This window comes from Pseudoalteromonas sp. JC28, from assembly GCF_013319255.1.
Lineage (GTDB): Bacteria > Pseudomonadota > Gammaproteobacteria > Enterobacterales > Alteromonadaceae > Pseudoalteromonas.
The window spans coordinates 34,421-58,131 of the sequence record NZ_QOKX01000011.1; the positions used below are offsets into that span (position 1 = coordinate 34,421).

At 43.7% G+C, this 23,711-nt stretch carries 26 protein-coding genes; 11 read left to right on the top strand and 15 right to left on the bottom strand.

Going from position 1 to position 23,711, the window contains the following annotated elements; all coding sequences use genetic code 11:
- Window positions 1-48: 48 nt before the first annotated feature.
- A complete protein-coding gene (locus DS891_RS21325) occupies window positions 49-810 on the bottom strand; it encodes a hypothetical protein (protein ID WP_174170883.1) in 762 nt (253 codons plus the stop codon).
- A 95-nt stretch (window positions 811-905) separates the two neighbouring features.
- On the opposite strand from DS891_RS21325, the gene DS891_RS21330 reads away from it, so the two are divergent.
- From DS891_RS21330 to DS891_RS21335, 3 genes are all read left to right on the top strand, one after another.
- On the top strand, window positions 906-1,343 hold the full coding sequence (locus DS891_RS21330; protein ID WP_010607802.1) for a hotdog fold thioesterase: 438 nt from the start codon (window positions 906-908) through the stop codon (window positions 1,341-1,343).
- A gap of 77 nt (window positions 1,344-1,420) precedes the next feature.
- The gene (locus DS891_RS24655) at window positions 1,421-1,639 is read left to right on the top strand and encodes a hypothetical protein (protein WP_102055937.1); all 219 of its coding nucleotides are present in this window, start codon (window positions 1,421-1,423) and stop codon (window positions 1,637-1,639) included.
- Between the two features lie 71 nt (window positions 1,640-1,710).
- Window positions 1,711-2,796 (top strand): NAD(P)/FAD-dependent oxidoreductase, encoded by a 1,086-nt coding sequence (locus DS891_RS21335; protein WP_174170884.1) that lies wholly within the window; start codon window positions 1,711-1,713, stop codon window positions 2,794-2,796.
- On the opposite strand, the gene DS891_RS21340 is transcribed toward DS891_RS21335, so the two are convergent.
- The 5 genes from DS891_RS21340 to DS891_RS21360 all read right to left on the bottom strand — a co-directional run bounded on the left by DS891_RS21340 (window position 2,793) and on the right by DS891_RS21360 (window position 8,580).
- Window positions 2,793-3,332 carry a DUF4124 domain-containing protein gene (locus DS891_RS21340; RefSeq protein ID WP_174170885.1) on the bottom strand — a complete coding sequence of 180 codons (540 nt, stop codon included), beginning with the start codon at window positions 3,330-3,332 and terminating at the stop codon, window positions 2,793-2,795. The genes DS891_RS21335 and DS891_RS21340 overlap by 4 nt on opposite strands.
- A gap of 13 nt (window positions 3,333-3,345) precedes the next feature.
- Complete coding sequence (locus tag DS891_RS21345) at window positions 3,346-4,113, bottom strand: amino acid ABC transporter substrate-binding protein (protein ID WP_368032238.1); 768 nt, start codon at window positions 4,111-4,113, stop codon at window positions 3,346-3,348.
- 104 nt (window positions 4,114-4,217) lie between these two features.
- On the bottom strand, window positions 4,218-4,958 hold the full coding sequence (locus DS891_RS21350) for a phosphoadenylyl-sulfate reductase (RefSeq protein ID WP_174170886.1): 741 nt from the start codon (window positions 4,956-4,958) through the stop codon (window positions 4,218-4,220).
- 38 nt (window positions 4,959-4,996) lie between these two features.
- Entirely contained in the window at window positions 4,997-6,718 is a 1,722-nt protein-coding gene (gene cysI / locus DS891_RS21355) for an assimilatory sulfite reductase (NADPH) hemoprotein subunit (RefSeq protein ID WP_174170887.1), read from the bottom strand.
- A gap of 44 nt (window positions 6,719-6,762) precedes the next feature.
- Window positions 6,763-8,580, bottom strand: a complete 1,818-nt coding sequence (locus tag DS891_RS21360) for an assimilatory sulfite reductase (NADPH) flavoprotein subunit (RefSeq protein WP_174170934.1) — start codon at window positions 8,578-8,580, stop codon at window positions 6,763-6,765.
- A gap of 300 nt (window positions 8,581-8,880) precedes the next feature.
- Between DS891_RS21360 and DS891_RS21365 the strand changes: the two genes are divergently transcribed.
- Entirely contained in the window at window positions 8,881-10,491 is a 1,611-nt protein-coding gene (locus DS891_RS21365; RefSeq protein ID WP_174170888.1) for an endonuclease, read from the top strand.
- Window positions 10,492-10,548: 57 nt separating this feature from the next.
- Here DS891_RS21365 and DS891_RS21370 read toward each other — a convergent pair whose 3' ends face one another.
- Together DS891_RS21370 and DS891_RS21375 are read right to left on the bottom strand one after the other, a co-directional pair.
- Window positions 10,549-11,718, bottom strand: a complete 1,170-nt coding sequence (locus DS891_RS21370; protein ID WP_174170889.1) for a DUF3103 family protein — start codon at window positions 11,716-11,718, stop codon at window positions 10,549-10,551.
- Window positions 11,719-11,836: 118 nt separating this feature from the next.
- Entirely contained in the window at window positions 11,837-12,217 is a 381-nt protein-coding gene (locus DS891_RS21375) for a hypothetical protein (RefSeq protein ID WP_010376275.1), read from the bottom strand.
- A gap of 155 nt (window positions 12,218-12,372) precedes the next feature.
- Here DS891_RS21375 and DS891_RS21380 point away from each other — a divergent pair, with 155 nt between their 5' ends.
- The 4 genes from DS891_RS21380 to DS891_RS21395 all read left to right on the top strand — a co-directional run bounded on the left by DS891_RS21380 (window position 12,373) and on the right by DS891_RS21395 (window position 15,831).
- Window positions 12,373-13,083 (top strand): hypothetical protein, encoded by a 711-nt coding sequence (locus DS891_RS21380; RefSeq protein WP_174170935.1) that lies wholly within the window; start codon window positions 12,373-12,375, stop codon window positions 13,081-13,083.
- Window positions 13,084-13,168: 85 nt separating this feature from the next.
- The gene (locus DS891_RS21385) at window positions 13,169-13,789 is read left to right on the top strand and encodes an endonuclease (protein WP_174170890.1); all 621 of its coding nucleotides are present in this window, start codon (window positions 13,169-13,171) and stop codon (window positions 13,787-13,789) included.
- A gap of 63 nt (window positions 13,790-13,852) precedes the next feature.
- Window positions 13,853-15,445: a S41 family peptidase gene (locus DS891_RS21390; protein WP_174170891.1), complete on the top strand. Its 1,593-nt coding sequence runs from the start codon at window positions 13,853-13,855 to the stop codon at window positions 15,443-15,445.
- Window positions 15,445-15,831, top strand: a complete 387-nt coding sequence (locus DS891_RS21395) for a hypothetical protein (RefSeq protein WP_010607789.1) — start codon at window positions 15,445-15,447, stop codon at window positions 15,829-15,831. Before DS891_RS21390 ends, DS891_RS21395 begins: the two co-directional genes overlap by 1 nt.
- A 23-nt stretch (window positions 15,832-15,854) precedes the next feature.
- On the opposite strand, the gene DS891_RS21400 is transcribed toward DS891_RS21395, so the two are convergent.
- The gene (locus DS891_RS21400; RefSeq protein ID WP_174170892.1) at window positions 15,855-16,742 is read right to left on the bottom strand and encodes a LysR family transcriptional regulator; all 888 of its coding nucleotides are present in this window, start codon (window positions 16,740-16,742) and stop codon (window positions 15,855-15,857) included.
- 107 nt (window positions 16,743-16,849) lie between these two features.
- On the opposite strand from DS891_RS21400, the gene DS891_RS21405 reads away from it, so the two are divergent.
- Both DS891_RS21405 and DS891_RS21410 read left to right on the top strand, forming a co-directional pair.
- Window positions 16,850-17,416, top strand: coding sequence for an NADPH-dependent FMN reductase (locus DS891_RS21405; protein WP_010607787.1), 567 nt, complete (start codon window positions 16,850-16,852; stop codon window positions 17,414-17,416).
- Between the two features lie 121 nt (window positions 17,417-17,537).
- Window positions 17,538-18,224 (top strand): 4'-phosphopantetheinyl transferase, encoded by a 687-nt coding sequence (locus DS891_RS21410; protein ID WP_174170893.1) that lies wholly within the window; start codon window positions 17,538-17,540, stop codon window positions 18,222-18,224.
- Between the two features lie 159 nt (window positions 18,225-18,383).
- Here DS891_RS21410 and DS891_RS21415 read toward each other — a convergent pair whose 3' ends face one another.
- The 4 genes from DS891_RS21415 to DS891_RS21430 form a co-directional block, all read right to left on the bottom strand.
- A complete protein-coding gene (locus DS891_RS21415; RefSeq protein WP_010376294.1) occupies window positions 18,384-18,899 on the bottom strand; it encodes a DUF2489 domain-containing protein in 516 nt (171 codons plus the stop codon).
- Window positions 18,899-19,486 (bottom strand): Der GTPase-activating protein YihI, encoded by a 588-nt coding sequence (gene yihI, locus DS891_RS21420; RefSeq protein WP_010607784.1) that lies wholly within the window; start codon window positions 19,484-19,486, stop codon window positions 18,899-18,901. Before yihI ends, DS891_RS21415 begins: the two co-directional genes overlap by 1 nt.
- Before the next feature lie 24 nt (window positions 19,487-19,510).
- Window positions 19,511-20,164 carry a class I SAM-dependent methyltransferase gene (locus DS891_RS21425; RefSeq protein ID WP_010607783.1) on the bottom strand — a complete coding sequence of 218 codons (654 nt, stop codon included), beginning with the start codon at window positions 20,162-20,164 and terminating at the stop codon, window positions 19,511-19,513.
- Window positions 20,165-20,800: 636 nt separating this feature from the next.
- On the bottom strand, window positions 20,801-21,433 hold the full coding sequence (locus DS891_RS21430; RefSeq protein ID WP_010607782.1) for a cytochrome c: 633 nt from the start codon (window positions 21,431-21,433) through the stop codon (window positions 20,801-20,803).
- A 453-nt stretch (window positions 21,434-21,886) separates the two neighbouring features.
- Here DS891_RS21430 and yihA point away from each other — a divergent pair, with 453 nt between their 5' ends.
- Window positions 21,887-22,525 carry a ribosome biogenesis GTP-binding protein YihA/YsxC gene (gene yihA / locus DS891_RS21435; protein WP_010607781.1) on the top strand — a complete coding sequence of 213 codons (639 nt, stop codon included), beginning with the start codon at window positions 21,887-21,889 and terminating at the stop codon, window positions 22,523-22,525.
- A 17-nt stretch (window positions 22,526-22,542) separates the two neighbouring features.
- Here the strand turns inward: yihA and DS891_RS21440 are convergent, their stop codons facing one another.
- Window positions 22,543-23,073, bottom strand: a complete 531-nt coding sequence (locus tag DS891_RS21440; RefSeq protein ID WP_174170894.1) for a DUF1285 domain-containing protein — start codon at window positions 23,071-23,073, stop codon at window positions 22,543-22,545.
- Complete coding sequence (locus tag DS891_RS21445; RefSeq protein ID WP_010607779.1) at window positions 23,060-23,629, bottom strand: YceI family protein; 570 nt, start codon at window positions 23,627-23,629, stop codon at window positions 23,060-23,062. Before DS891_RS21445 ends, DS891_RS21440 begins: the two co-directional genes overlap by 14 nt.
- Window positions 23,630-23,711 lie beyond the last annotated feature (82 nt).

The following is a 23,711-nucleotide window of genomic DNA, read 5'->3' on the forward strand; positions in this document are numbered from 1 at the left end:
CCTCATTTGGCAATACTTTAATGGAAAAGACGGCACCGGCCGTCTTTTTTAAAACCTTTGAGTGTAAATCAGCGTAATTGTATTGATGCCACCATCATCAAGCGCACTGCCAATTCCAAACTTCAGCGCCGATTGTGAACTAAACCAATAATCAGTCTGTAACTCCACTACGGATTGATCAAAATCATCTTCACGTAATCGAGCTGATGCAGAGATCTGCCAATTCTTAGCCAAATAATAGCCAGCATGGATCTGCCAAAAGTCGATGTCGGCTGCGACTTTTTGCATTTTTACATCCCATCCAACGCCATTATCAATCTCTGTATAACGAAAAAATGGCGCTATTGCCGTTTCTGTATCTCGTTCATCCACTCCGTAGTTATCAAATTCTGAGCGCTCGCCAATGAGCGTAACACCAAGCTGCATATTCTCACTAACAAAACGTCCCACTTGTACCAGCGCTATCGTATCTCGCGTCGCAGTAAAAAGTGCAGAGTCATCTCTAAATTGAGTTACATCAACGGCAACTCGCCAGTCTCGTCCAATAAAGAACTCAGCATCAGCTTGATAAAGATGCCAATCATCATTTTTAAAACCACCTACAGAGAAGTTATTACTCTTTTGCAGATACCCCTGTAAACCATAGGGTGTACCATCATTCTCTAACTCAGTAAGGTAGTGTCGATACTGAACACCTAAGAATCCATCCTCAATCTCTAAAAACTCTCCGAAACCAACACTTACTTCGTGAGAGTTGGCCATACTGAAACCTGAATAAATTAACAGTCCTATCAGTGATAATGCTTTCATACTTTCCCCTTTATGTTAATGAAACGATTGTAACTACGAAAAAAAATCGCCATAGTAAAAAAATGTAAGCATATGTATTCAAAAGAGAGACAAGTATGGCAATCTGGTTTAAACCCGTAAGTGTAGAGTTATGCAAAAAGCTGGAAGATGGCATGACAGGTAAAGGTACGCTTATGAAAACGTTAGGGATAGAAATCAGCGAGGTGGGTGACGACTACTTAGTTGCTACTATGCCTGCGATTCCTGAACATCATAACCCCATGGGTATGGTCCATGGCGGCGCAAACGTTGCTTTAGCGGAAACCGTTGCAAGTTACGCAGCAAACTTTGTTGTAGATACCGAACAATTCTACTGTGTAGGGCAAGAGATCAATGCTAATCACTTAAAAGCATCGAGAACAGGCATGCTCACAGCTATAGCTAAGCCAGTGCACCTAGGAAAACGTTCATCTGTATGGGAGATCCGCATCACTAACAGTCGCAATGAACTATGCTGCATTTCCAGAATGACCGCCGCAGTAGTATCACGCTAAAACTTGATCTATCACAACTACAAAAAACCAAATCCACCTCATTATTATTGCAACACACAAAATAGTGAGGTGGTACTGTGTCAACTCAAAAGCTTTGGCCTCTGCATATGCTCATCGTAGCGGGATTGATTTTAATTTTCACGGGCCACACCATGTTAACGACCGACTGGCTGAATGATCTTGGTCCGAGCGGTTTTATAATTGGTGCGAGCTGTGTCGCGCTCGGTCTCATTTGTTCTTTACCGACTAAAATATATCTGACCATTTTGCTAATGCGTCGAGAGCACCGAGATTAGCGTATACCAGCTTGATATTGGGTTGGTTTTACTGCACCCTGAGCGTCTACGTTTATGAAGGTACTCAGTTTGTGGAAAAGGTCGACACCCTAATTATTGGCGCAGGCGTTGTAGGCTTAGCGATAGCAGCAAAGCTCAGCCAGAGCCGCAGCGTTATTGTTATCGATAAAGAATCTCGTATTGGTGAGCATACGAGTAGCCGTAATAGTGAAGTGATCCATGCGGGCATTTACTATCCTTATGGTAGCTTAAAGCACCAGCTCTGTGTTCGAGGAAAAGCACTCCTTTACACGCACTGTGAGCAGCTAAACATTCCCTTTCAGCGACTCGGTAAATTCATTATTGCGACAAACGCAGAGGAAGCGAAAAGCCTAGAACAAATTAAGACGCGTGCCCATGCTAACTCTGTCACGGATATTGACTTTGCTTCATCCAAGACCATTGAGCAACAGCTCAGCTATTTGAAAATACATAGCGCACTATTCTCTCCCTCCACCGGTATTGTAGACAGCCACCAATTTATGCTGTCACTCATCGCTGAGATTGAAAGTAATGGGGGGATTGTTGCGACGCAAAGTGAGTTTATTCACGCACAGCAATTAGGCAGTGATTTTATTGTTGCGATGCGCTGCAATGGCGAGCAGTTCGAAATGGGCTGTGACCAGCTGATAAACAGCGCGGGGCTGAATGCCCCAGATGTATTCAATAAAATTACCGGCGATAGCGACAAAGCCATCGCCTATTATTGTCGTGGCCGTTACTATCGCTATCATGGTAAGCACCCATTTCAACAGCTCATCTACCCTCTACCTAACACGCATGGATTAGGCGTACACGCGACATTGGATTTAGCTGGGCAACTCAAGTTTGGCCCTGATACCGACTACATTGAAAACATAGATTATCAGTTTGATGACTCCCAAAAAGCGCGCTTTGTCACCGCAATAAAGCGATACTGGCCGACTCTGGATGAGAATAGACTGACAGCGGATTACACTGGGATAAGACCTAAATTAAGCAAAGAAAAGCAAAGTGATTTTGTAATTCAGTTCGAGGCAACCCATGGAATATCAGGCTTTGTTAACTTAATGGCGATTGAGTCACCGGGATTGACCGCAAGTCTCGCCATTGCAGAATATATTGAACAACGACTTTAGCGCTGGTTTTCCTCCAGCGCCTTTTCAAGCTGTTTCGTTCTATCGTCCATCAGCTGTTGGATGTTTTTCGCATCTTCCATCACCTGTTTTACCGCTTTTGGATTTAATGCCGTTGGTAATGCCGAAGCGGTTTCTTTACTTACAGCTTGCGCTGGTTGTTTATTCAGAATACTTGTGTCTTCAGCTGCTACCACGGTAATTTTACGCTCATCTAATTGATAGTACTGCGACTCGCCGTTTGGATTGGGTTTATCAGAGTAATGCCATTGTCCTTTAGCATCCTGCCAACGATACACTTGTACCCCAGATGTAGGTTGCTGAGTGTCGTCACTCACAAATTCCTTCGTGTGTGTTTTCACTTTATCAAACGCTGTCACACCTTGATCCGTTAATGCTGTTACCTGCTGCTCAACCTTGTTGGTCAACGAATTTACATTTAACCATGGCTTGCCATCAGGGCGCTTCAATACAAACAAACTGGCTAACGCCACCAGCATTATCATAATCATTAAGTAACTTGCGGCTTTCATCTTCATACTCTGACTTTCCTTAGAGCCCATACTTTAACAGTATCTGCTTAAATTGCTCCGTTTTTTTAAAGTCAGCATAAAAGTGATTAAAGTCATCACACAATTTTTTCGCTCTTTGAGTGCGGCCAAACTGCAATTGCAACGGCGCGACATCCGAAACGCCGCGCACGCTGATAGTACTTTTTAATACTGGATATTTCAGCTGTAACCAACGTAGTGTTGGTGCGCCAACAATAGAAAAAGCAAGACTTTTGTCACTTCCGCCTGCAAGCACGGACAAGATATCAAATTCTGAGTAGTAGTCTTTGCGCTGCAGCAAATTACTGTCAAAATACGGCTCTAGCTGAGGATAGGTATAACCAAATCGACCTAAAAATAAATGCTCGTTTAAGCCATTTACATCAAATTGCTCAGCCTGCTTGTGTGTAACAAATACGTCTTCAATTGTGTAAATTGGCGCACTCCAACACATTTGCATAGTGCCACGATACCAATGCTCTGACTCCATCCGCACATCGACATTTCCTCGTTCGATTTCTACAGTCGAACGCTTTTCTGGATAAACAGGGTAATTTGGTTGGTAATGATATTGTGCTGCAAACAGCTCGAAAATATCGATAAGCACCCCCTGCTCTTGGGCATGTTCGATAATAAAGGGAGGATAATACTGCACTGCAAAGTTGATAAACGTTTTGCTTTCTTCCGCTGTTTTAGCGTGGCCAGCAAAAGACAAGGTACAACTAAGTAGCAATAATAACATCGTCTTTGGAAAGTAGATCAAAGCCACCTCCAAGACCTTGAACAAATAATAGACTAAGTATGACCGATCGCTGGGAATTTCCAAGTCAAAAAACCAGCCATACTCAAATCTACTAAATGAACATTGAGGATCTAAATACCATCACCATCAATATGCAACCCACACTCACGATTTAGACCGAAGAAACGTGTTTCTTCCTCAGTCATTCCGGGTTCAAGCTTACGGGTGGTGTGAACATCCCCCATAGAAACATAACCTTGTTCCCAGAGCGGGTGATAAGGCAAATCAAACTTTGTAAGATATTGATACACATCACGATTATGCCAGTCAATAATAGGGTAAAACTTGACCGTGCCGCGACTGAGCTCAACAATTGGCTTATCCGCACGCGTTGAAGACTGTTGGCGACGTAAGCCACTGAACCAAGTGCCTGCGCTAAGTTCCCGTAACGCTTGAGTCATCGGCTCAACTTTGTTTAGGGTATTGTATTTTTTAATCCCTTCTTCGCCTTGCTCCCATAACTTACCATACACCGCCTCTTGCCAAGCAGGACTCTGCTTAGCACGGTATATCTTAAGATTGAGTGCCAAACGCTCTGACAGTGATTCAATAAATTGATACGTCTCAGGAAACAAATAGCCCGTATCGGTAAGTACCACGGGGATATCAGGCTGCTGTTGAGTCAAAAGATGTAACATAACCGCAGCTTGAATACCGAAACTAGAAGACAAAAAGTGAGTATCCGGTAAGTTTTCCAGTGCCCAAGCCACTCTCTGCTCGGCAGTTTTATCACTCAGTAGGGCATTAGCATCCGCCAGTAGCATCCGCTGAGTTGCGCTGTCCAGAGTCAATATTTGCTTAAAATCACTCATTTTCTCATCCAATGGGCAGCCTAGCTGCCCGTTCTAAATCAAGCGTGGAAATCAGTTTTTGACACTTTGACTTCCGCAACGATTTCTTTGCGGATGACATAGTCACCAAAACATTCATCTTCGTTGCGCTCACTGACCCACTGACCAATCAACTCATCTAGCGCTGGCAGGAAGACGTCTTCGCCGACATTCTCCAAGTACAGCTTAGGAATGCGAGTACCAGCACGGTTACCACCTAAATACATATTGTATTTACCAGGTCCTTTACCCACGAATCCAACCTCGGCTAGCATCGCTCGACCACAGCCGTTAGGGCAGCCAACTACACGAAGGATAATATTCTCTTCAGCAACCTCATGCTTGGCGAGCAACCCTTCTACCTTTGTCACAAGCTCAGGTAAATAGCGCTCCGCCTCTGCCATCGCAAGTGGACACGTCGGTAGCGATACACACGCCATCGAGTTTTTACGCTGCTCTGAATGCTCGCTATCTATCAAACCATGCTCGCGGGCAATTTGTTCGATTTGCGCTTTATCCTCAGCTGCAACTCCAGCAATAATTAAGTTTTGGTTTGCAGTCATGCGGAAATCCCCTTTGTGGATTTCTGCAATTTTGCGACAACCTGTTTTAAGTGGTTTATCTGGGAAATCTAAAATACGGCCATTTTCGATAAACACCGTTAAGTGATGCTTACCATCAATACCTTCAACCCAACCAAAGCGGTCGCCACGGTGAGTGAATTCATAAGGACGGCTTGGCTCAAACGTCATACCGGCACGGTTTTCAACTTCCGCTTTAAACACCTCAGTACCAAATGTATCTAGCGTATATTTGGTTTTTGCATTTTTACGGTTTACTCGGTTACCCCAGTCACGTTGCACAGAAACCACATGCTCAGCAACGGCAAGTGTATGCTCAAGCGGAATAAAGCCAAGCTCATCTGCTTTACGTGGATAGGTATTCACGTCACCATGGGTCATCGCCAAACCACCACCCACTAGCACATTAAAGCCAACTAGCTTGCCCTCATCTGCAATAGCAACAAAGTTGAGGTCATTGGCATGCACATCGACTTCATTGTTCGGAGGGATAGTCACAGTAGTTTTGAACTTACGTGGTAAATACGTATCACCCAAAATCGGCTCTGCCGTTGTCTCGGTTTTTTCACCGTTCAACCAGATTTCAGCGTAAGCTTTGGTTTTGGGTAGCAAGTGCTCTGAAATTTTAGCCGCCCACTCGTACGCTTCTTGGTGTAACTCAGACTCGACCGGGTTAGTTGTACATAACACGTTGCGGTTTACATCCCCCGCCGTCGCAATAGAATCGATACCTACGCTATTCAGCAGCTGATGCATCCCTTTGATGTTTGGCTTCAGTACACCGTGGAACTGGAAAGTTTGACGTGTTGTCAGACGAATGCTGCCATACATGGTTTTATCCGCTGCAAACTCATCAATCGCCAACCACTGATGTGGCTTTATGATACCGCCAGGCATACGAGCGCGAAGCATCACGTTATGCAGTGGCTCAAGGCGCTGCTTAGTACGCTCAGGGCGGATATCGCGGTCATCTTGCTGATACATACCGTGGAAACGGATCAATTGGAAGTTATCCGCAGTAAAGCCACCGGTTAGTTGATCGGTCAGATCCGTTGAAATTGTGCCACGTAAGTGGGCACTTTGTGACTTCAAACGCTCATTATCAGAAAACTTTGCGTTTGCATCGAGCTTACTATTCGGTTTGATTTCAGAGTTGCTCATTGTCTTTCCTACATTAAAATTGGCTGACGGTATAACAAGACGCGTTAGTAAACGTCTTTCTGATAACGGTTTGCGCTACGCAATGCTTTAAGATATTGCTCAGCTTGTTCATCATCTTTCCCTCCATGGGTTTTAATGATGTCGATAAGTGCTTGGTGTACATCTTTGGCCATTCTGCTAGCGTCACCACAGACATAAAAATGAGCGCCCTTTTCAAGCCATGCAAATACAGCTTCGCCCTTCTCGCGCAGTCTATCTTGCACGTAAATCTTTTCTGCCTGATCACGACTAAATGCCAAATCTACATGTGTTAATAAGCCCGACTTTACATACTTTTGAATTTCTACTTGATAAAGGAAATCTTCCGTAAAGTGTGGATTACCAAAGAACAGCCAGTTTTCACCCTCAGCGTCACGCGCCTCACGTTCTTGCAAGAAGGCTCTGAACGGTGCAATACCTGTACCTGGGCCAACCATGATCACAGGTGTGGCATTGTCGACAGGTAATCTAAAGTTATCGTTGTGCTCACTGAATACTTTCACTTTCGTGCCTTCTTCAGCACGATTCGCTAAATAACCTGAGCAGCCGCCAAAATGCTTTTCACCAAAGGTATCAAATTCAACTAAACCTACGGTTAAATGCACCTCTTCTTCCACCTCAGCTTGGCTTGACGCGATAGAGTACAGGCGCGCTTGTAATTTTCGACAGCAATCAACTAGCGCTTGCGCCTCAATGTTGGCAGGGTTTTGCTTTATCACATCAAAGATTTGGCGTTCTTCAATATAAGCACGCAATGCCGCTTTATCGTTTGCAAGTGCGCTTAGCTCCTCATTCCCAGTCGCAATCGCATACTTTTCAACAAAGCCAGGATACGACTGTGTTAGCTCAAGATGTTCAATTAACGCCGTTTCTAATGAAACGGTGAGTTCACCTATTTTTACGGTTTGTGCTTTGTCGAGTTTTAAGGCATCGATCACCGCCGCCACTTCTTGTGGGTCATTTAAGAAATACACGCCAAGTGAATCACCCGGCTGATAAGTGATATCGGAACCTTCAAGGGAAATTTCAATGTGACGCACATCTTTGCTTGAGTTTCTGCCAGTGATCTTTTGTACCACACTCAGCTCAGCCGCAAATGGGTTTTGCTTTGTATATTGACTTACTGCTGCCTGAGGAACGCCAAACGGCATGCTGATAACGTTACCACCACCTGCTTGCTGCTGAGCTTTAAGCGCAGGCTCTAATGCATCTAGCGCCTGTGCGATCCACGCCTCGGCTTCAGCTTCATAATCCACATCTAAGTCAGCTCGCGGCACAACAATTTCAGCACCAAGGGCAGCCAAGCGCGCTTCAAAATCCTTTGCCGTTTGGCAGAAGAATTCATAACTTGAATCACCAAGGCCAATCACAGCTTGCTTTACACCTTCCAGTTTAGGCGCCTTCTTACCAGCTAAGAATTCATGCAATGCTTCTGCATCTTCTGGTGGCTCACCCTCACCGTAAGTAGAGACAGCAATCACTAAGAACTTCTCTTTCTTCAGGTTGGCAGGTTTGTAGTCAGCCATATTGACCAACTTAGTCGTCAAGCCACGCGCTTCCGCCTGAGCTTTAATTTGGTTTGCAACCCCTTTTGCGTTACCAGTTTGTGAACCAAATAAAATAGTCAGAGGTGCAGACTCGTCAGCGCCCGCTGTTGCTTGTCCAGCAATACCTGATAATGCAGCTGAATTTGCGGTTGCAGCTAAATAGCCACTTACCCATGCCTGTTGGATTGGATTTAACTCTCCAACTAAGCCTTGTAGTTTTTGCAGTTGTTCATGTGTCAGCGGACTTGCTGCAGCATTAAGTTGACTTAACAACATCATGGATCCCCGTACCCAAAAGGTTTTGCTTGCTCATTGCATAACTGGCTCGCACAGAGCGTAGCCTACTTTTATTAGCGTGAAGCATACGTGGCAAATTGAGAGATCAAAAAGAATAGAATCTGCTTTTATATTCCTTTTAGTTATTGAAGATTGAAAAGTCCAAAGAAAACAGATTAAAAGAAGTTCGATATTTAACCGTTAAAAAGTTTAACATTGCCGTAACAGTTTTGATGCAAAATCAAACTGTCATACACAGACAAATCAATAATACAGATAATCATAATAATGAGACTAAAAATGAAACACGGGAAATATATAAACCTAATACTCAGTTCTTATTGCTCAATACTCAGCTTAAGCGCTGCTGCAGAAGTTACAAATGGCAGTTTCGAGAGCTGGAGCGGTCAAGTCCCTAGTGGATGGACGACGATAGACTCGGGCATCACACTTAGCTCGGTTACGACACCAATAAAAGACGGTAATCTTGCCGCAGCGGTGCAGGTAACCACAGCAACGCAAAGTAGCACAGACTTACAACAGCAAGTAAGCGTTGAAGCAGGTAAAAGCTATCAATTTAGCACTTGGGTCTATCACACGGAAGGTGGTGTCAAAGCACGATTAGTGGTGGACGGCTATCATGGCTATTCAGATCAGTTCAATGTCGGGCAGTGGCAACAACTTAGCTATACCTATACCGCAACCGCAACCACTGCGATTAATGTTGGCTTACGTTTTTACGATGGCAGTGGTTTTGACGGTAATGAAACTGTCTACGTTGACGGCTTTGGTCCAACTTCTACCACACCAGAGCCGCCTCAGAGCTGTCAAAATAATAGTGTCACTCTCGCTTTGATGACCGATAATTATGGTAGCGAAACAAGCTGGCAAATCACTAATACAGCAAACACAACCGTTGCTAGTGGTAGTGGCTATAGCAATAATCAATCAGTAAATGAAAACTTATGCCTTAACGACGGTAGTTATACCTTTACGATTTTAGACAGCTATGGCGACGGAATTTGTTGCACCAATGGTAATGGCCAATATACCTTGACGCATGCAGGTACAACGCTCGCTTCCGGCGGCCAGTTCAGCAATCGTCAAGATCATACCTTTACGCTTGGCTCAACCACGCCTCCCCCTTCAGGCGATGGTTACTATGCCTCTACTACTGGACTGAGCGGTTATGCACTGAAAACAGAGTTACACCAGATTATTCGTAACCACCAATCACAAGGTTATTCTGCTATTTGGGGCTTTATCGATCAGAACGAGCGCGATCGCCATTTTGAAAAAGATAACAGCATCTTAGATCGCTACTCTGAGAAGCCAACGGCAAATGATAGTGTTAGCTATGTTTCTACAGGATCCCAGTGCGGCAGTTACAGAAGCGAAGGCGATTGCTATAACCGAGAACACTCCTTCCCCAAATCTTGGTTTGGCGGTCAAGTAGAACCGATGAATTCGGATATCCATCATATTTTTGCTTCTGATGGCTATGTAAATTCAAAGCGCAGTAACTATCCATTTGGTGAAGTAGGAAGCGCTTCTTATACCTCTAGTAACGGGAGTCGTCTAGGTTCAGCATCTGGTATTAATTACAGTGGCACTGTATTTGAGCCAATTGACAATTTCAAAGGCGATTTTGCTCGTGTCTACTTTTATATGGCAACACGTTATCAAGATGTGATTGCAAACTGGCAAAATAATACCAGCTACAGCAATGCAGTACTCAATGGCACACAACACCAGGTATTCGAAACTTGGGTCGTCAACATGCTAAAAAGATGGCATAACGAAGATCCTGTCGATGCCCTAGAGCAAGCGCGCAACCAAGCGGCTTATGAATTTCAGGGTAACCGAAATCCATTTGTAGACCATCCAGAGTTTGTCGAAGCAATTTGGTAACTATAAATAAAAAAGGCCAGTAACTGGCCTTTTTTCAATAACATATTTGGCTAATATTTAGCGAGGGTTAATTGTAAGTGGCTCAATCGTCACTTTCGCATTACCACTTGCGCCCATATGCCCGTTGTAAGTTTGTCCTTCAAACAAGGTGTAAAACACATCAACGTAGTCATCATCGTTAGTAAACCAATGGCTTGGCATCGCTTTGATCAATTGATTCGTCAGTTGCGGGATAATCGCATAGCCTTGAACATTAGGATCAGGAATAGCGCGCATCACTTGCGTCACAATATCCAAAAGTGTTGTTGCTAAGTCTTGATAGTTAGTATTGTCGTCTTGCTCCATCAGCAATAAATCTGCCGCTTGCCAACGATATCGCTCCCAGTGAATGATAATTTGATTAGGCGTATAGTCCGTACCATCGTGATCCAAATATGGCATATCCACAATATCTAGAACGGGCTCATCTCGGGATGGGTTGACGCCTGTTACAATGCCGTAAACTTCCGCAGCCCCAGATACCCAAGGCTCTTCATCGTCATTTAGTCTGATTTTCTTCAATACACTGGTTGAAATCGGCTCTGCATCATCGTTGCTCTGCACTTCTATTGATGGCATTACTAAGCCTTGCTTGGCAAACACTTGCTTCATTACCTGAATGCCTTCTTGTTTTACCTTATCACTATCAAGTTCAACAACTAGCACAGGTCGCTCTGGCATTGTATGTGCGTCAAGTAAATGCAATTGACCGTGCTCATCAAAAGCCTCTACATATTGCCAGTGCTTATCATCACCTTTAGGCGCAAAAGCAATTAATGGCACTTCACCTTGTTGCCACTTTGTTAGCATTTCGCTAGAAGCAATACGCAGCTGGTATAGATTAGAGCTATAGTCAGTCAGGCCTTTTAATGAGCGAGTGTACTGGCTCGCTTCTGTCATGAGCTGCTTAGTTGATCCCTGAACTTGTAGCTGCTCCAGTGAAACTGCATCCTGATACTGGCTAAGTTGAGTTTGAACTTGGGGACCTATTTGACTAAGTGATAGCGCTAATTTTTTCGCAATTTGCTTCTTTATATCAGCAACTTGAACTGGTGCAGCGTTAAATTTATCAAGCTGCTTAAGTGAACTGTAGGTATTAAGGTTAACCTTGTCTGCCGCAGAACTTGCGAAAGACATTCCGCCGAGCATGGCTATCATTAGGGTAGAGAGGGTTACATGTTGTTTCATCTTGCGTTCCTAGAAATAATCCGTGTTGTGGAATAAACAAGATAAAACAACAAAAATAAATTATCAATACATTAACATAGTTAACATATAAAACTATTTAATCTAGCTTTTAGAGTTTTTATTCTTCTACTGGGTAGATAGTAATTTCTATACCGGCACCTATTGCAGAGATCCTAAGCAACGTATCTGCCTGTAGTGCTTGCGAAAAGCACTTTGGCGACTTGCCTGAGTTAAAGCCAATATCAAAAGTTCGCTTGGTACAACCTAGCCATTGCTTAAGTGCCGCTTTAGAGCAAGACTCAATTAACTCACACAGTTGGTTAATCGCTTTATCAGGGGTTAATTCATTAGTATTTGCTTCGATTCGAGCCAATTGACGATAGTCATCTTGATCGTAATGCAGCACGATAGCATTTTTCTTTAAATCCGAAACTAGCGCACTGATATCCTGCTTTGACTCCAGTTCCAAATCGACATTTAAAAATTGAATTTCAGACATGTATTAAAAGCTACCTTGTAAAGCTAAATCTAGTAATGACTTATTTATCAGTGTGATAAGGACATTACTTATTGGACAATGCGACAATTTGTCACATTCTAAGCACCGTGCATTATAGTTATCATACTCACGAGCAACTAGAATAACATATTGTGATGATTAAAAAACTGCTAAAACCCGCACGTAAACTCCACAAGTACCTTGGCTATTTATTGTTTTTACAGATCTTTGCTTGGCTATTAGGCGGGCTGGTCATGAGTGCGATCCCATTGGCAAAGATCCATGGTAAACACTTAGCGCATAGAAGCTTAGATAACCCCTTTCCCACCGCCGCGTACCAAGCTGATCTCAATCATTTAGTACAAGGCACGGTGCAAGTTCGTCAAATCCAGTTCGGCCATTTTCTCGATACTCCCATCATCAAATTCAACCAAGATGAAAAGCTCATTTTCAACGGGATAACAGGCGCACCTTTTACCACTCCAAATCAACAGCAAATAATACAACAGGCCAAGCAACACCTATTAATTACAGCGGATGTGAGCCATATTGAACGACTTGCCACAGCCCCCAGAGAAGCAGGTTACAAGGAAGATGTTTGGCGAGTCGAATATAACGATATCCTCTCCACCACGCTGTATCTAAGTGCAACTAGCGGTGAAGTTGTGACGGTGCGTAGCACGTTGTGGCGCATCTTTGATTTTTTTTGGATGCTACACATTATGGATTACGACGAACGAGAGGATTTTAATAACCCCTTGCTCATTTCCTTCGCCGCTACGAGTGTACTCTTTTGTCTAACAGGGATATTGTTATTATTGCAATCTCCACCTTGGCGAAAACGTCGCCCTGCACCGAATAAATAAAGGGACTTACTGTACACGCTTGTTGGTATTGATGATTTTTTTGATATAGTGACATTCCCTGTATTCCACCATTTGGTGAGAGGTTATGTCACGATATTGCTATATCTTAGCGCTTAGCTTATTTGTATTAACAGCTAACGCTCAAGAGTTCACGTCTTTCTCAAAAGCAAAGAAACATTTATCACAACAAGTTACCGACAATACCCGCACGCTTTATTGTAATTGTAATATCAAAAAGCAAGGCAAAAAGCTGGTGCCTGATCCCGCAAGTTGTGGTTATACCCCGAGGTTACCTTACACTCGCAATGGCAAAGAAAACGCCCGTGCTCAGCGCATTGAGTGGGAGCATATCATGCCCGCGTGGGAATTTGGACATCAGTTGCAGTGCTGGCAAGATGGCGGCAGAAAGCACTGCCGTAAAGTCAGTGAGCAATTCAGGAAGATGGAAGCAGATATTCACAACCTTGCTCCAGCGATTGGTGAAATCAATGGGGATCGGTCTAATTTTCGTTTTGGCATGTTACCAAGTACTGAAGCAAACTATGGCGCGTGTCCAGTAAAGATTGACTTTAAGTTACGCCGAATTGAACCACCAGAGTACGCTAGGAAACGCATTGCTGATGCGTACTTTTACATGGAAAAAACCTACGGGTTAAAAATCTCTCCACAACAGCGGAAATTATTCACGGCTTGGCAGAAACAGTGATTGCGAGATAACCCAAGCGGTGCTAGTTTTTAGTCATACAACTAAAACAGGAACGTGAATACGATGCAACGTATTACTCTAGTTTTCGCATCAACAGCAATGAGCTTGTTATTAGCCGCTTGTGGTGGCGGTGGCAGCGATTCGTTAGGCACCGATAACCCAGGTAGTAACACGGGACAAACCGAGCCGCCCACTTGGACGTTTAATCAATTTCCTGCGTCAAGTCAGTTAATTAACTATTGCGCCTCCCCAAGGACGGGTACAGACAAATATAACAACGACCAACCTTATCCCGATAAGGTTGGTACGGCGATGCATGAAAAAATGTGGCTCCGCTCTTTTACCAACGAAACCTACCTTTGGTACGACGAAGTACTAGATAACGACCCAACACAATTCGATACTGTTATTGATTACTTCGAGCAATTAAAGACAAACCAAACGACGGCGTCGGGCAATGCCAAAGATCAATTTCATTTCTACGAATCTTATGAAAGCTTCCAAAAAGAAGCGCAATCGGGTGTTGCAACCGGTTATGGCATTCGTTGGGCGGCCATATCCACATCACCACCACGTAACTTTACTGTCGCCGCAGTAGAGCCTAATTCACCAGCCGCGAATGCGGGGATCGTACGTGGAGATAAGATCCTCTCGATAGATGGCGTCGACTTTATTTCAAGTGATAATACCGCTGCGCTGAATGCAGGCCTGTCACCAGAGCAAAGCGAGCCACATAACTTTGTATTTGAAGATAAATCAGGCAACGAAAAATCCGTCACCCTGACTTCAGTCGATATTGAAACCTCACCGGTGCAAAACGCTAAAGTCATTAGCTATGGCGGCAAGCAGGTTGGGTATGTGCAGTTCAATCAATTTATTCCAACAGCCCAAGAAGGATTAATTGAAGCATTTAATCTATTTAAAACACGGCAAATAGACGATCTGGTACTCGACATGCGTTACAACGGTGGTGGTCGCGTCATTATGGCAGCGCAACTAGGCTATATGGTTGCGGGCAACAGCAGCCTAAACAAAACCTTCACTTATAGCACCTTAAATGACAAGCGTACTGCTGAAGAAGAGCGCACCGCTTTTGAGTCTAGAGCAATTAACTGGGCTGAAAACAAGTTTACAACCACCTCTTTACCCACCGTAACTTTACCTAGAGTTTATATCCTCTCGACACGAGGCACGGCCTCTGCCAGTGAAAATGTAATTAATGGCCTGCGCGGCATTGATGTTGAAGTCTTTTTGATCGGTGGTACCACTCGAGGTAAGCCCTATGGCTTTGTGCCCGCGCAAAACTGCGGCACGGTTTACTATACCATTCAGTTTGGTTCGGAAAATGCGAAGGGCTTTGATGCTTATGCCGATGGCTTTACCCCTTCAGGAGCGTCAAGCAGTGGTGAAATTGGCCTAAGCGCACAAGTGCCAGGCTGTATTGTCGCAGATGACTTCTCAGCACCGCTAGGCAGTCAAGAGGAAGATCTTTTCGCCGCAGCACTGACACATATAGATACCGGTCGTTGCCCAAATGTAGCGCAATTTGCGCCTACTGCTCTGCCACAGTATCCAAATAAGGAGCATGCGGTTACGCTCCCAGTCTATCCACTGCGGGAAAATGCAATTTTAATGAAGCCTAAGGAGCCGCAATAATGGCGCCGCTAAAAGCGGTGAAAATCATCGCTTTGGCTTTATTGATGCAAGCATGCAATAGCGCGCCTGCATCAACTTCGGTTAATGAGGCTGTACTCTCGGCTTCTACGCCCGAGGTGTTATCACAACTCAAGCAAGCTATAGTAAAACTCAAAGGCGGCGTACCACCGACGCTCGCAAGCACCGTTTTTCAACGTAGTCCAACACTACTGCTTGAGCATGGCCAAAGCCTAGATGGCAATGGCAGTCCAATTTTAGGTGCCCATAATCTCGCTTATGAGAGTTTCATCTTGCAGCTTCGTGACACCCAGTGTGTACTCTACTATCCGAAAAAGGATACTTATGTCGTGCTCAGTAAAGTTAGCTGCAAAAAGCTGGAAAAATAGCGCCTGATCTCAATCTATTAGCCTCAACTCAAATTAGCAAAATGGCGCTTTAACACGTCACACAATGCCTGTACTTTTGCAGTTCGGTGAACCAGTACATGGGTAACTAGCCAAACTTGGCTTAACCATTTTAACTCATCATGCAACACCGGCTGTAAATCTGGATAACGTTTTGCCACATCATGCTGTAGCCCACCAATACCTAAACCGTTAACAATGGCACGCGACGCGTCTGACGTTTCAGATACCCTAAGTGTCACTTGTGTCTCAGGGATATGTTCATCTACCCAAGCGAAATATGGCACTCTTGCATTAAACCCGGCCACACCAGAGACAAAATAATGCGCCTGTAACGCTTCAAGTGTTTTAGGGATCCCCATACGCTTGATATAGCTTGAAGACGCATACAAGCCTGCTTCTAAAGTATTTAGATGCTGCACTATGTAGTCGGGCTCATCGGGCTTTGGTCCTGCCCTCACCGCAACATGCGCCTGTCCATGATCTAAGCGTAAACGCTTTTGGTCGAGAATGACTTCAAGTTGTACCTGTGGGTGTAATTGCTGAAAAGTCAAACAAGGCTCCGACAGCATATCCATAAAACCACTGACCGTTGTCACCAAAAGCTTACCTCTAAGCTGGCTGTCCGAAGCAACAATAGAAGTACTCAACTCCATCAAGCGCTCGTCTATTTGACTCGCCGTCGCAAGTAACTTTTCTCCTGCCTGTGTTACCTGATAACCTCGGGCATGACGGTGAAATAACCGCGTTCCCAGTGCTTCTTCTAAGCTATTTATTCGCCTCAGTACCGTACTGTGGTGGATCTCTAAATGCTCTGCCGCCGCTGATAAGGTACCAAGCTTGGCAACCGTATAAGCGACCTTAAGATCCTGCCAATCTGTGAATTTATCCATAACCACCTCTGTGCATATATGCACACAAGCTTTGCGTTTATTTCGGTTTTGTGCAAGTAAAATTTTGCTACTATCACTTTAACGAAACAAAATAAGGTATCAGCAAGATGACTACAGCAAAAATTATCGCACTCGCAGGCAGTTTAAGAAAAGACAGCTACAACCAATTACTCATCCAAGCCGCGGCAAACTTTGCACTAGAAAGTGGCGCAGAAGTAGAAGTGATCAAGTTACAAGATTTAGATATTCCAATGTTCGATGAAGATCTTGAAGCGCAAGGCACACCAAAAGGTGCTCAACTTTTAAAAGACAAGCTGCGCGATGCCGATGGTATTCTATTAGCAAGCCCAGAATACAATGGTTCTTTCACTGCGGTGCTCAAGAACGCAATAGACTGGGCCTCTAGAACAGAACAAGGTGCAGTGCCAGCATTTAGAAACAAAGTAGTGGCACTCTATGCAGCCTCACCAGGCGGCTTAGGTGGATTACGCGGTCTAAACCATGTCCGCGATGTGTTATCTGGCATTGGCAGTTTAGTACTCGCAGACCAATTGGCTGTACCTAGCGCATTTAATGTATTTGATGACCAAGGTAAAATTAAAGACCCAGAGCTTGCTGAAAAAGTATCAAGCCTCGCCCTGCAACTGGTGTCAGTTGCAAGTAAGCTAAAATAACTTTCAATCTCTCGTTCATATCTTGCTATGGACGCTTAGCTCATGCACACTAAGCGTCCAAAGCGAATTAGAGGCGCAATATCAGCCTTGTAATAATGGATACGAATAACGGGAGTCAGCTTTGCAAAGCACTCAGAGTCACCTATTTACCCCCTATCTCTCACACCATTTTCATTGCATTCAGTTTGATCCTGACAGCTTTGACGCGCATTCCTTTGAACAGCAAAATATACTCCTGCCCGCTTCACTTGATAAAGCGGTAGCGAAAAGGCGAGCCGAGTTTTTAGCGGGACGAATATGTGCCAAAACTTGCCTAGCGCATTTTGGACAAGGTGACTTTACACTGCTTAACGGCTCTGATCGGGCGCCTATCTGGCCTGCTAATATTGTTGCCAGTATCACGCATACTCGAGGGATCGCGGCTGCGATTGCTACAGATGATATCGCCGTGAAAGGCTTAGGCATTGATATCGAAAGAGATATGAAACCGAAGCAAGAAGTCGAACTACAACGACAAATTCTACATCCTGAAGAAGCTGAAATTTTTACACTGTTCGGCGAGCAAGTGCACTGCCCGTTGACTGTTATTTTCTCGGCCAAAGAGAGCATATTTAAGGCACTTTATAGCACGGTGCAAAAGTTCTTTGGTTTTGATGCTGTCAAGCTGACTCAGTTTGATGACAAGAAACTTATTTTCACTTTGATGGAAACACTACACAAGGATTTAAGCAAAGGACAACAAGTGGAAGTATATTACCAATGCAAAGACGCCTTAGTGCTAACCGAGTGTGAATACATCGCACAGTAAAGTCATATCTATTTGACTTAATACTTACTCAACTTGTTGAAAGAGTAAACCTAACCCTAGCTGCGTTAAAAATTTCTCATTTAGAACTAAAAACGCCCACTTGGGGCGTTTAATCTGAAGTTTGGATAAAGATTCACTTAGCCGTTTTCCAAAGCCAACTTACTGAAACACAACATTTTCACTGCCAGCAGCCGCTTTAAAGCGCGCTATCAGCTTTTCACAGTCCTGTAAGATCTCCGCTTCTAGGCGCTCTTCAGCACGCCAACGCTGGCTATCCATTTTGAAAATCTCTTTTTTAGAATACTTCTTACGCGCGTCATGAGTTGGCATTTCTTTGACTTCATCATACATCTGATAAACACCAGGATAACTTTGTTGTAAGTCAACTTCCTCGTCAAAGCTATATTGCGAGATGAGTACCCAAACTCGTAAGCACCCTTCAGAATATTCACATTGTTTTTCCTTCATCGCACGCGCGATCAAGTTAACGCTATCCGCAATTTTTCCATTGCGCTGCTGCCGTGACTTTTCAAGCTCAGCAGCCTTTTGCTCGCGATGTTTGGCAATCTGCTCTTTTTGCACCTTCAGTTGCCATAGTAATTTACCCGCGTAAAACGCCAGTCCAGCAATAATCAGGGCACCAATAATGATTGCGATGATCCATGCAGTATTCATTACTTATCATCTTCCTCAAAGTCGTCATCTAACCATTCATTTGCTAGATCATTACTCATAAACTGATCCATTGGATCATCTTCTAGCATATCGCCTTCTTCAAACTCATCATCAATTCCTAAGATCTCACATAGCTCCTGATGACGTGCAATGCCGCGATTGAAGTATTTCGCATCTTTACCTGTTAGCAGTTCACCGCGCTCATGGCGTTCAAGTAGCGCCATCAAGCGTTCATCATTTTCTAACTGCTCAAGTTCTTGCTCTGGAGTTAACGTCTCTACCGCTGTAGTTAACTTAACTTGCGGCTGTAGATGGCGCTTCATCTCTGGTTGTGTATTCGACTTAGTCGGTTGTGGCTCTGCAACCAAAGAAATGGGCTTTTTGCTACCAACACGCGGATCTTTATTGGTCGTCGTGTTTGATTGCTCTTTCACTAGGATCTCTGGTGCATTTCTAGAACCCGGCTTTTTACCTTTGGTTTTTTTGCTACGCTGCTCTTTGAGTGCACGTAACGCTTGTAGCTTTTCTTTACTCAGCCTTGGTGTTCCATTGGCTGCAACTTTACGTGTCTTTTTCTTTCTGGTCATAATTGGTTATCCAAAATTCTCGCGTTAACTACGCTTGGTGAGAATGATGACATCATTCCCAATAAATTCTAATTCACAATCCTGCTGCGCGGCAAAATACGCAAAGCTTTCTTGGCTAAAAAATGAAATATGTGTCAGGTCATTTTTATAGTGCCAATTCGCAAAGCGTGCTTTATCAATGACGAGCTTGGTCATCAAGGCTAGCGGCTTTCCCACTTTTAAGCATGCTAACAATTGCGTTAATACTTTTGCCGGTTCTGCTAAATGTTCCACCACTTCTGTACTGACGATAAAGTCGTACTGACGAGTCAGTACACTGGCATCATTAGCATAGTACAGGTCAAACAAAGCAACTTGATGCCCAGCTTCTTCAAGCATTTTCGCAAGCAGCGGCCCTGGCCCACAGCCAAAATCTAAGCCTTGGCTTGGTATCACCAAACGTGCCAACAGTGGATCCGCCACTCGTGCTAGAAAGCGACGATAGCCTTCATCAGCCAGATCGTTTTCATGGCTATCATAAATGGCCTTTTCTTGAGCTGGTGTTAATCTCGACTTGGGATCAACCATCACCAACTGGCAGGTTTGACATTGCCAGTACAGTCGATACTTGTCTTGATGGTAGGCTTCAAGCTGATTACCTTGGCACAGGCCACAACTGAATAGAGTTGAATCTTGCAATGGTCAACAGTGATTGCTTAATAAGGCGGCTATTGTATCAGGTATAATAGAGGCAACCAAATAAAAAGGCGGCAGAGATCACTCTCTACCGCCTACTAATCTGAGCGTCACAACTGGACACTTCTCCCTTCGACTTTTAAGTCTTATTATTATTCTTTTTATTTTATTGTCGTCCGTATTGTTTTTATTTTAGACTTCCGTGACACTTTCCATATTGTTTTTATTATGAGACTTCCGTGATTTTCTTATTCTCGGCCTTCCTGACGCTTTCTTGATAGTCCTTCGTATCCAACTAGATACATAACTTTGCCACCTACGCTTCCGTATCGAATTGTCCCTTTTTTTGTATTGCTTGGCGACAACGAATAATCTACGCTCCTGAGCTTGAGTTACAACTGTTTAATAACAAATTTCTTACCTTAATTTTTTTAATTAAACAGAAAAAAGATGAATTACATAAACTTACACTGAACAACAGCTTAAAAATAAGCTAAAACTCACATGTTGCACGAGCAAATATCTCACATTAAAAGTGAGATATATCTCACAACTTCAACAACAAAAAAAGGCAGCCTATGCTGCCCTTTTTTCAATAGTAGGAGTTTACACTGAGAGAGGTAAACTCACTATACGACTTTAGTGTAGACCACCTAAGTACTTAGATAATACTTCGATGTCTTTATCCGTAAGCTTCTTCGCGATATCACGCATCATACCATTCATGTCATTGTTGCGAGTGCCATCACGGAACTTCTCAAGCTGTGATTTGATGTACTCAGGGTGCTGGAATGACACTTTCGGGAACTTAGCTAAAGAAGTACCATTACCACGAGGACCGTGACACGCAGCACAAGCTGGAATACCACGCTCAGCATCACCCGCTTTGTATAGCTTTTGACCTAAAGCAACAACATCTTCAGGCGTTGAACCCGCAGACATAGGTAAAGAAGAGAAATATACAGCTAAATCTTTCATATCTTGATCTGACAGCGGCATAGCCATACCACTCATCACAGGATCCATACGCCCTTCTTTACCACCAGACGTCATACCTAGCTTAAACTCTTGTAGCTGCTTATAGATATAATCTGCATGCTGACCTGCGATTTTAGGATACATAGTCACAGGGGCATTGCCATCTGGACCGTGACATGCTGCACACGTTGCAGACTTTGCTTTACCTGCTTCCGCGTCACCATCGAATGCCGATGCGTTGCTTGCTGACAACGTACCAAGCAACATTGTTAAAGTTAATGCTATTTTTTTCATGGTAAATTCTCTGTTTCCGACCCTGTAATTTGTACCCTCGCGAACAAAGTCGCTCTCTTTATTGCTCGGGCAAATAATACCAATCAGTACTAATTAGGTTGTTATGTTAATCAGATGAATCATACATGCAAACTTAGCAAATATAACGCCAAACAGCACCGATCCATCTAAATACGCCTTGCTCAGTAGTGACTACTGATAGGTATACACTTTAGATTGACATTGCAATTTCTACATTCTACACGATATTACTTTCTCTGGCACGTTTTCTGCCCATATTAAGCTTATAATTTATAGGGACTTGACCTAGATTAATTAATATTGGGACGACGGTTTGGTCAATTAGCGACAAAAGCGGCGTTTAGAACAAATCTCACAATGCTTTTGGTTTCCGTCATACTGTTATAAAATACGCAATTCCATCCGCGAAAGTTTAATCAGTTAGGAGTCAGCGTGCTAAAATCTCGCGTTAAATACAATCAGGCACAATTTATCACAAGTGCCCCAGATATCAGTAAACTGCCACCAGACACTGGAATTGAAGTTGCTTTTGCGGGTCGTTCTAACGCTGGTAAGTCGAGCGCGCTCAATACGCTTACAGACCAAAAGCTGGCACGCACCAGTAAAACACCTGGCCGGACTCAGCTTATTAATACTTTTTCTCTAGGTGAAGATCAGCGTTTGATTGATTTACCTGGCTATGGCTTTGCGAAAGTCCCATTAGAGATGAAAAAGAAATGGCAAAAAGCATTAGGTGAATATTTACAACGCCGCAAATGTCTTAAAGGGATTGTGGTATTAATGGATATTCGTCACCCTCTTAAAGACCTCGATATGGATCTCATCAACTGGGCGACTGGCAGCAATATACCGGTATTAGCGTTGTTGACCAAAGCCGATAAGCTAAAACAAGGTAAGCGCAAAGCAGAAGTACTACAAGTACGTCGAGCGCTAGCTGAAATAGACGGTGATATCACCGTTCACGCGTTTTCTTCTTTGAAAGGTATCGGATTGAACGAATTGGCGTGGAAACTGGATGATTGGTACTTAGGTCCGTTTGTGAAAGAAGCTCAAGAAGAAGCGAGCGAATAATCAAACGTAGGGCGCGCTTAGCTAAGATAAAAGCGCGTCTTTGCCGACATCAGATAAAGACCTTTTTCATCTTCCTCGAGCAATTCAGCCCACTGATAATAGACATTTCGTGAAATTCTAGCGGTTAAACCATAATTGAGTGTGAGAAATGGAATATCTCCTCCATTAACATGCTCAAGGGCTAGTGGAAACACATCACAAATGGGCCACTCACGGCCTAAATTATCTATCGCGATAATACAAGGTGATAACTCCAAAGCCGATGCTTCATCACAATAACGCCATTGCTCGATAATAAAAGGATGAGCAAGCACCTCAATCTCACAACTTTCTGCTGGTGTTTTTAACCAATACTGTTGACCATCAAAGGTTAAAACACTAGCAAACAAGGCAACAAGTGATTGCCGTTTAATTTCACGCCCTTGATGAAACCAACGACCATCCGCAGCAATTTTTATGTCAGAAAAACCGCACGACGGCGCCGACCAATTTTCGGTCGGCGCATGAGTCGTAACATACTGTTTGATTAACGCATCAATTTTGTTCATCAAAAACCAAGTTGAAGCTAACAGGCACGCTAGTCGCGATAGTCTTCAGACCCGCAATTTCTCGTAGCGCTTCAATTCCTTTATCTAACCCAAACTGCTTAGAATCGAGAATAAATGCATTTACCGGTGTAACCACCAAGCCATTAGCACTTTTCGTTACCAATAAGTCTAGGCTGATCTTTTGGATCTGACCATGCAGTGTCAATGTTGCTGTTACATCATTGATTTTTTGTGTACCAGCTTTAAGTTTAGCAAGCACTTCAGAAACATCAGCGTTAACTTTCGCCTTTGGGTGTTGCGCTACATTGAACAGCATCTTTTGCATGCGTTCATTACGGATCGGGATCATCGTTTCAACGCTTGCCAAGTCAATATTAACTTCAAGCTCGCCTTTGGCAGATAATGTACTATCTATCGTTTTAAAATGATGTACTTCTGCAACGCTAGTTTGTTTCACAGACACAAAACTAACATCGCTTTGTTGTTGATTAAATTGCCAAGCTGCGAACGCCTGAGAAGAAATAAGTGCACTACCTAAAAGAAGGTACTTTAGCATGACGACTTCCTTATGAAATGAGAGTGAATTGCATTTGAGCGCTCAGTGTAAAACGCAGTGCAAATTAAATAAACCTTTAATC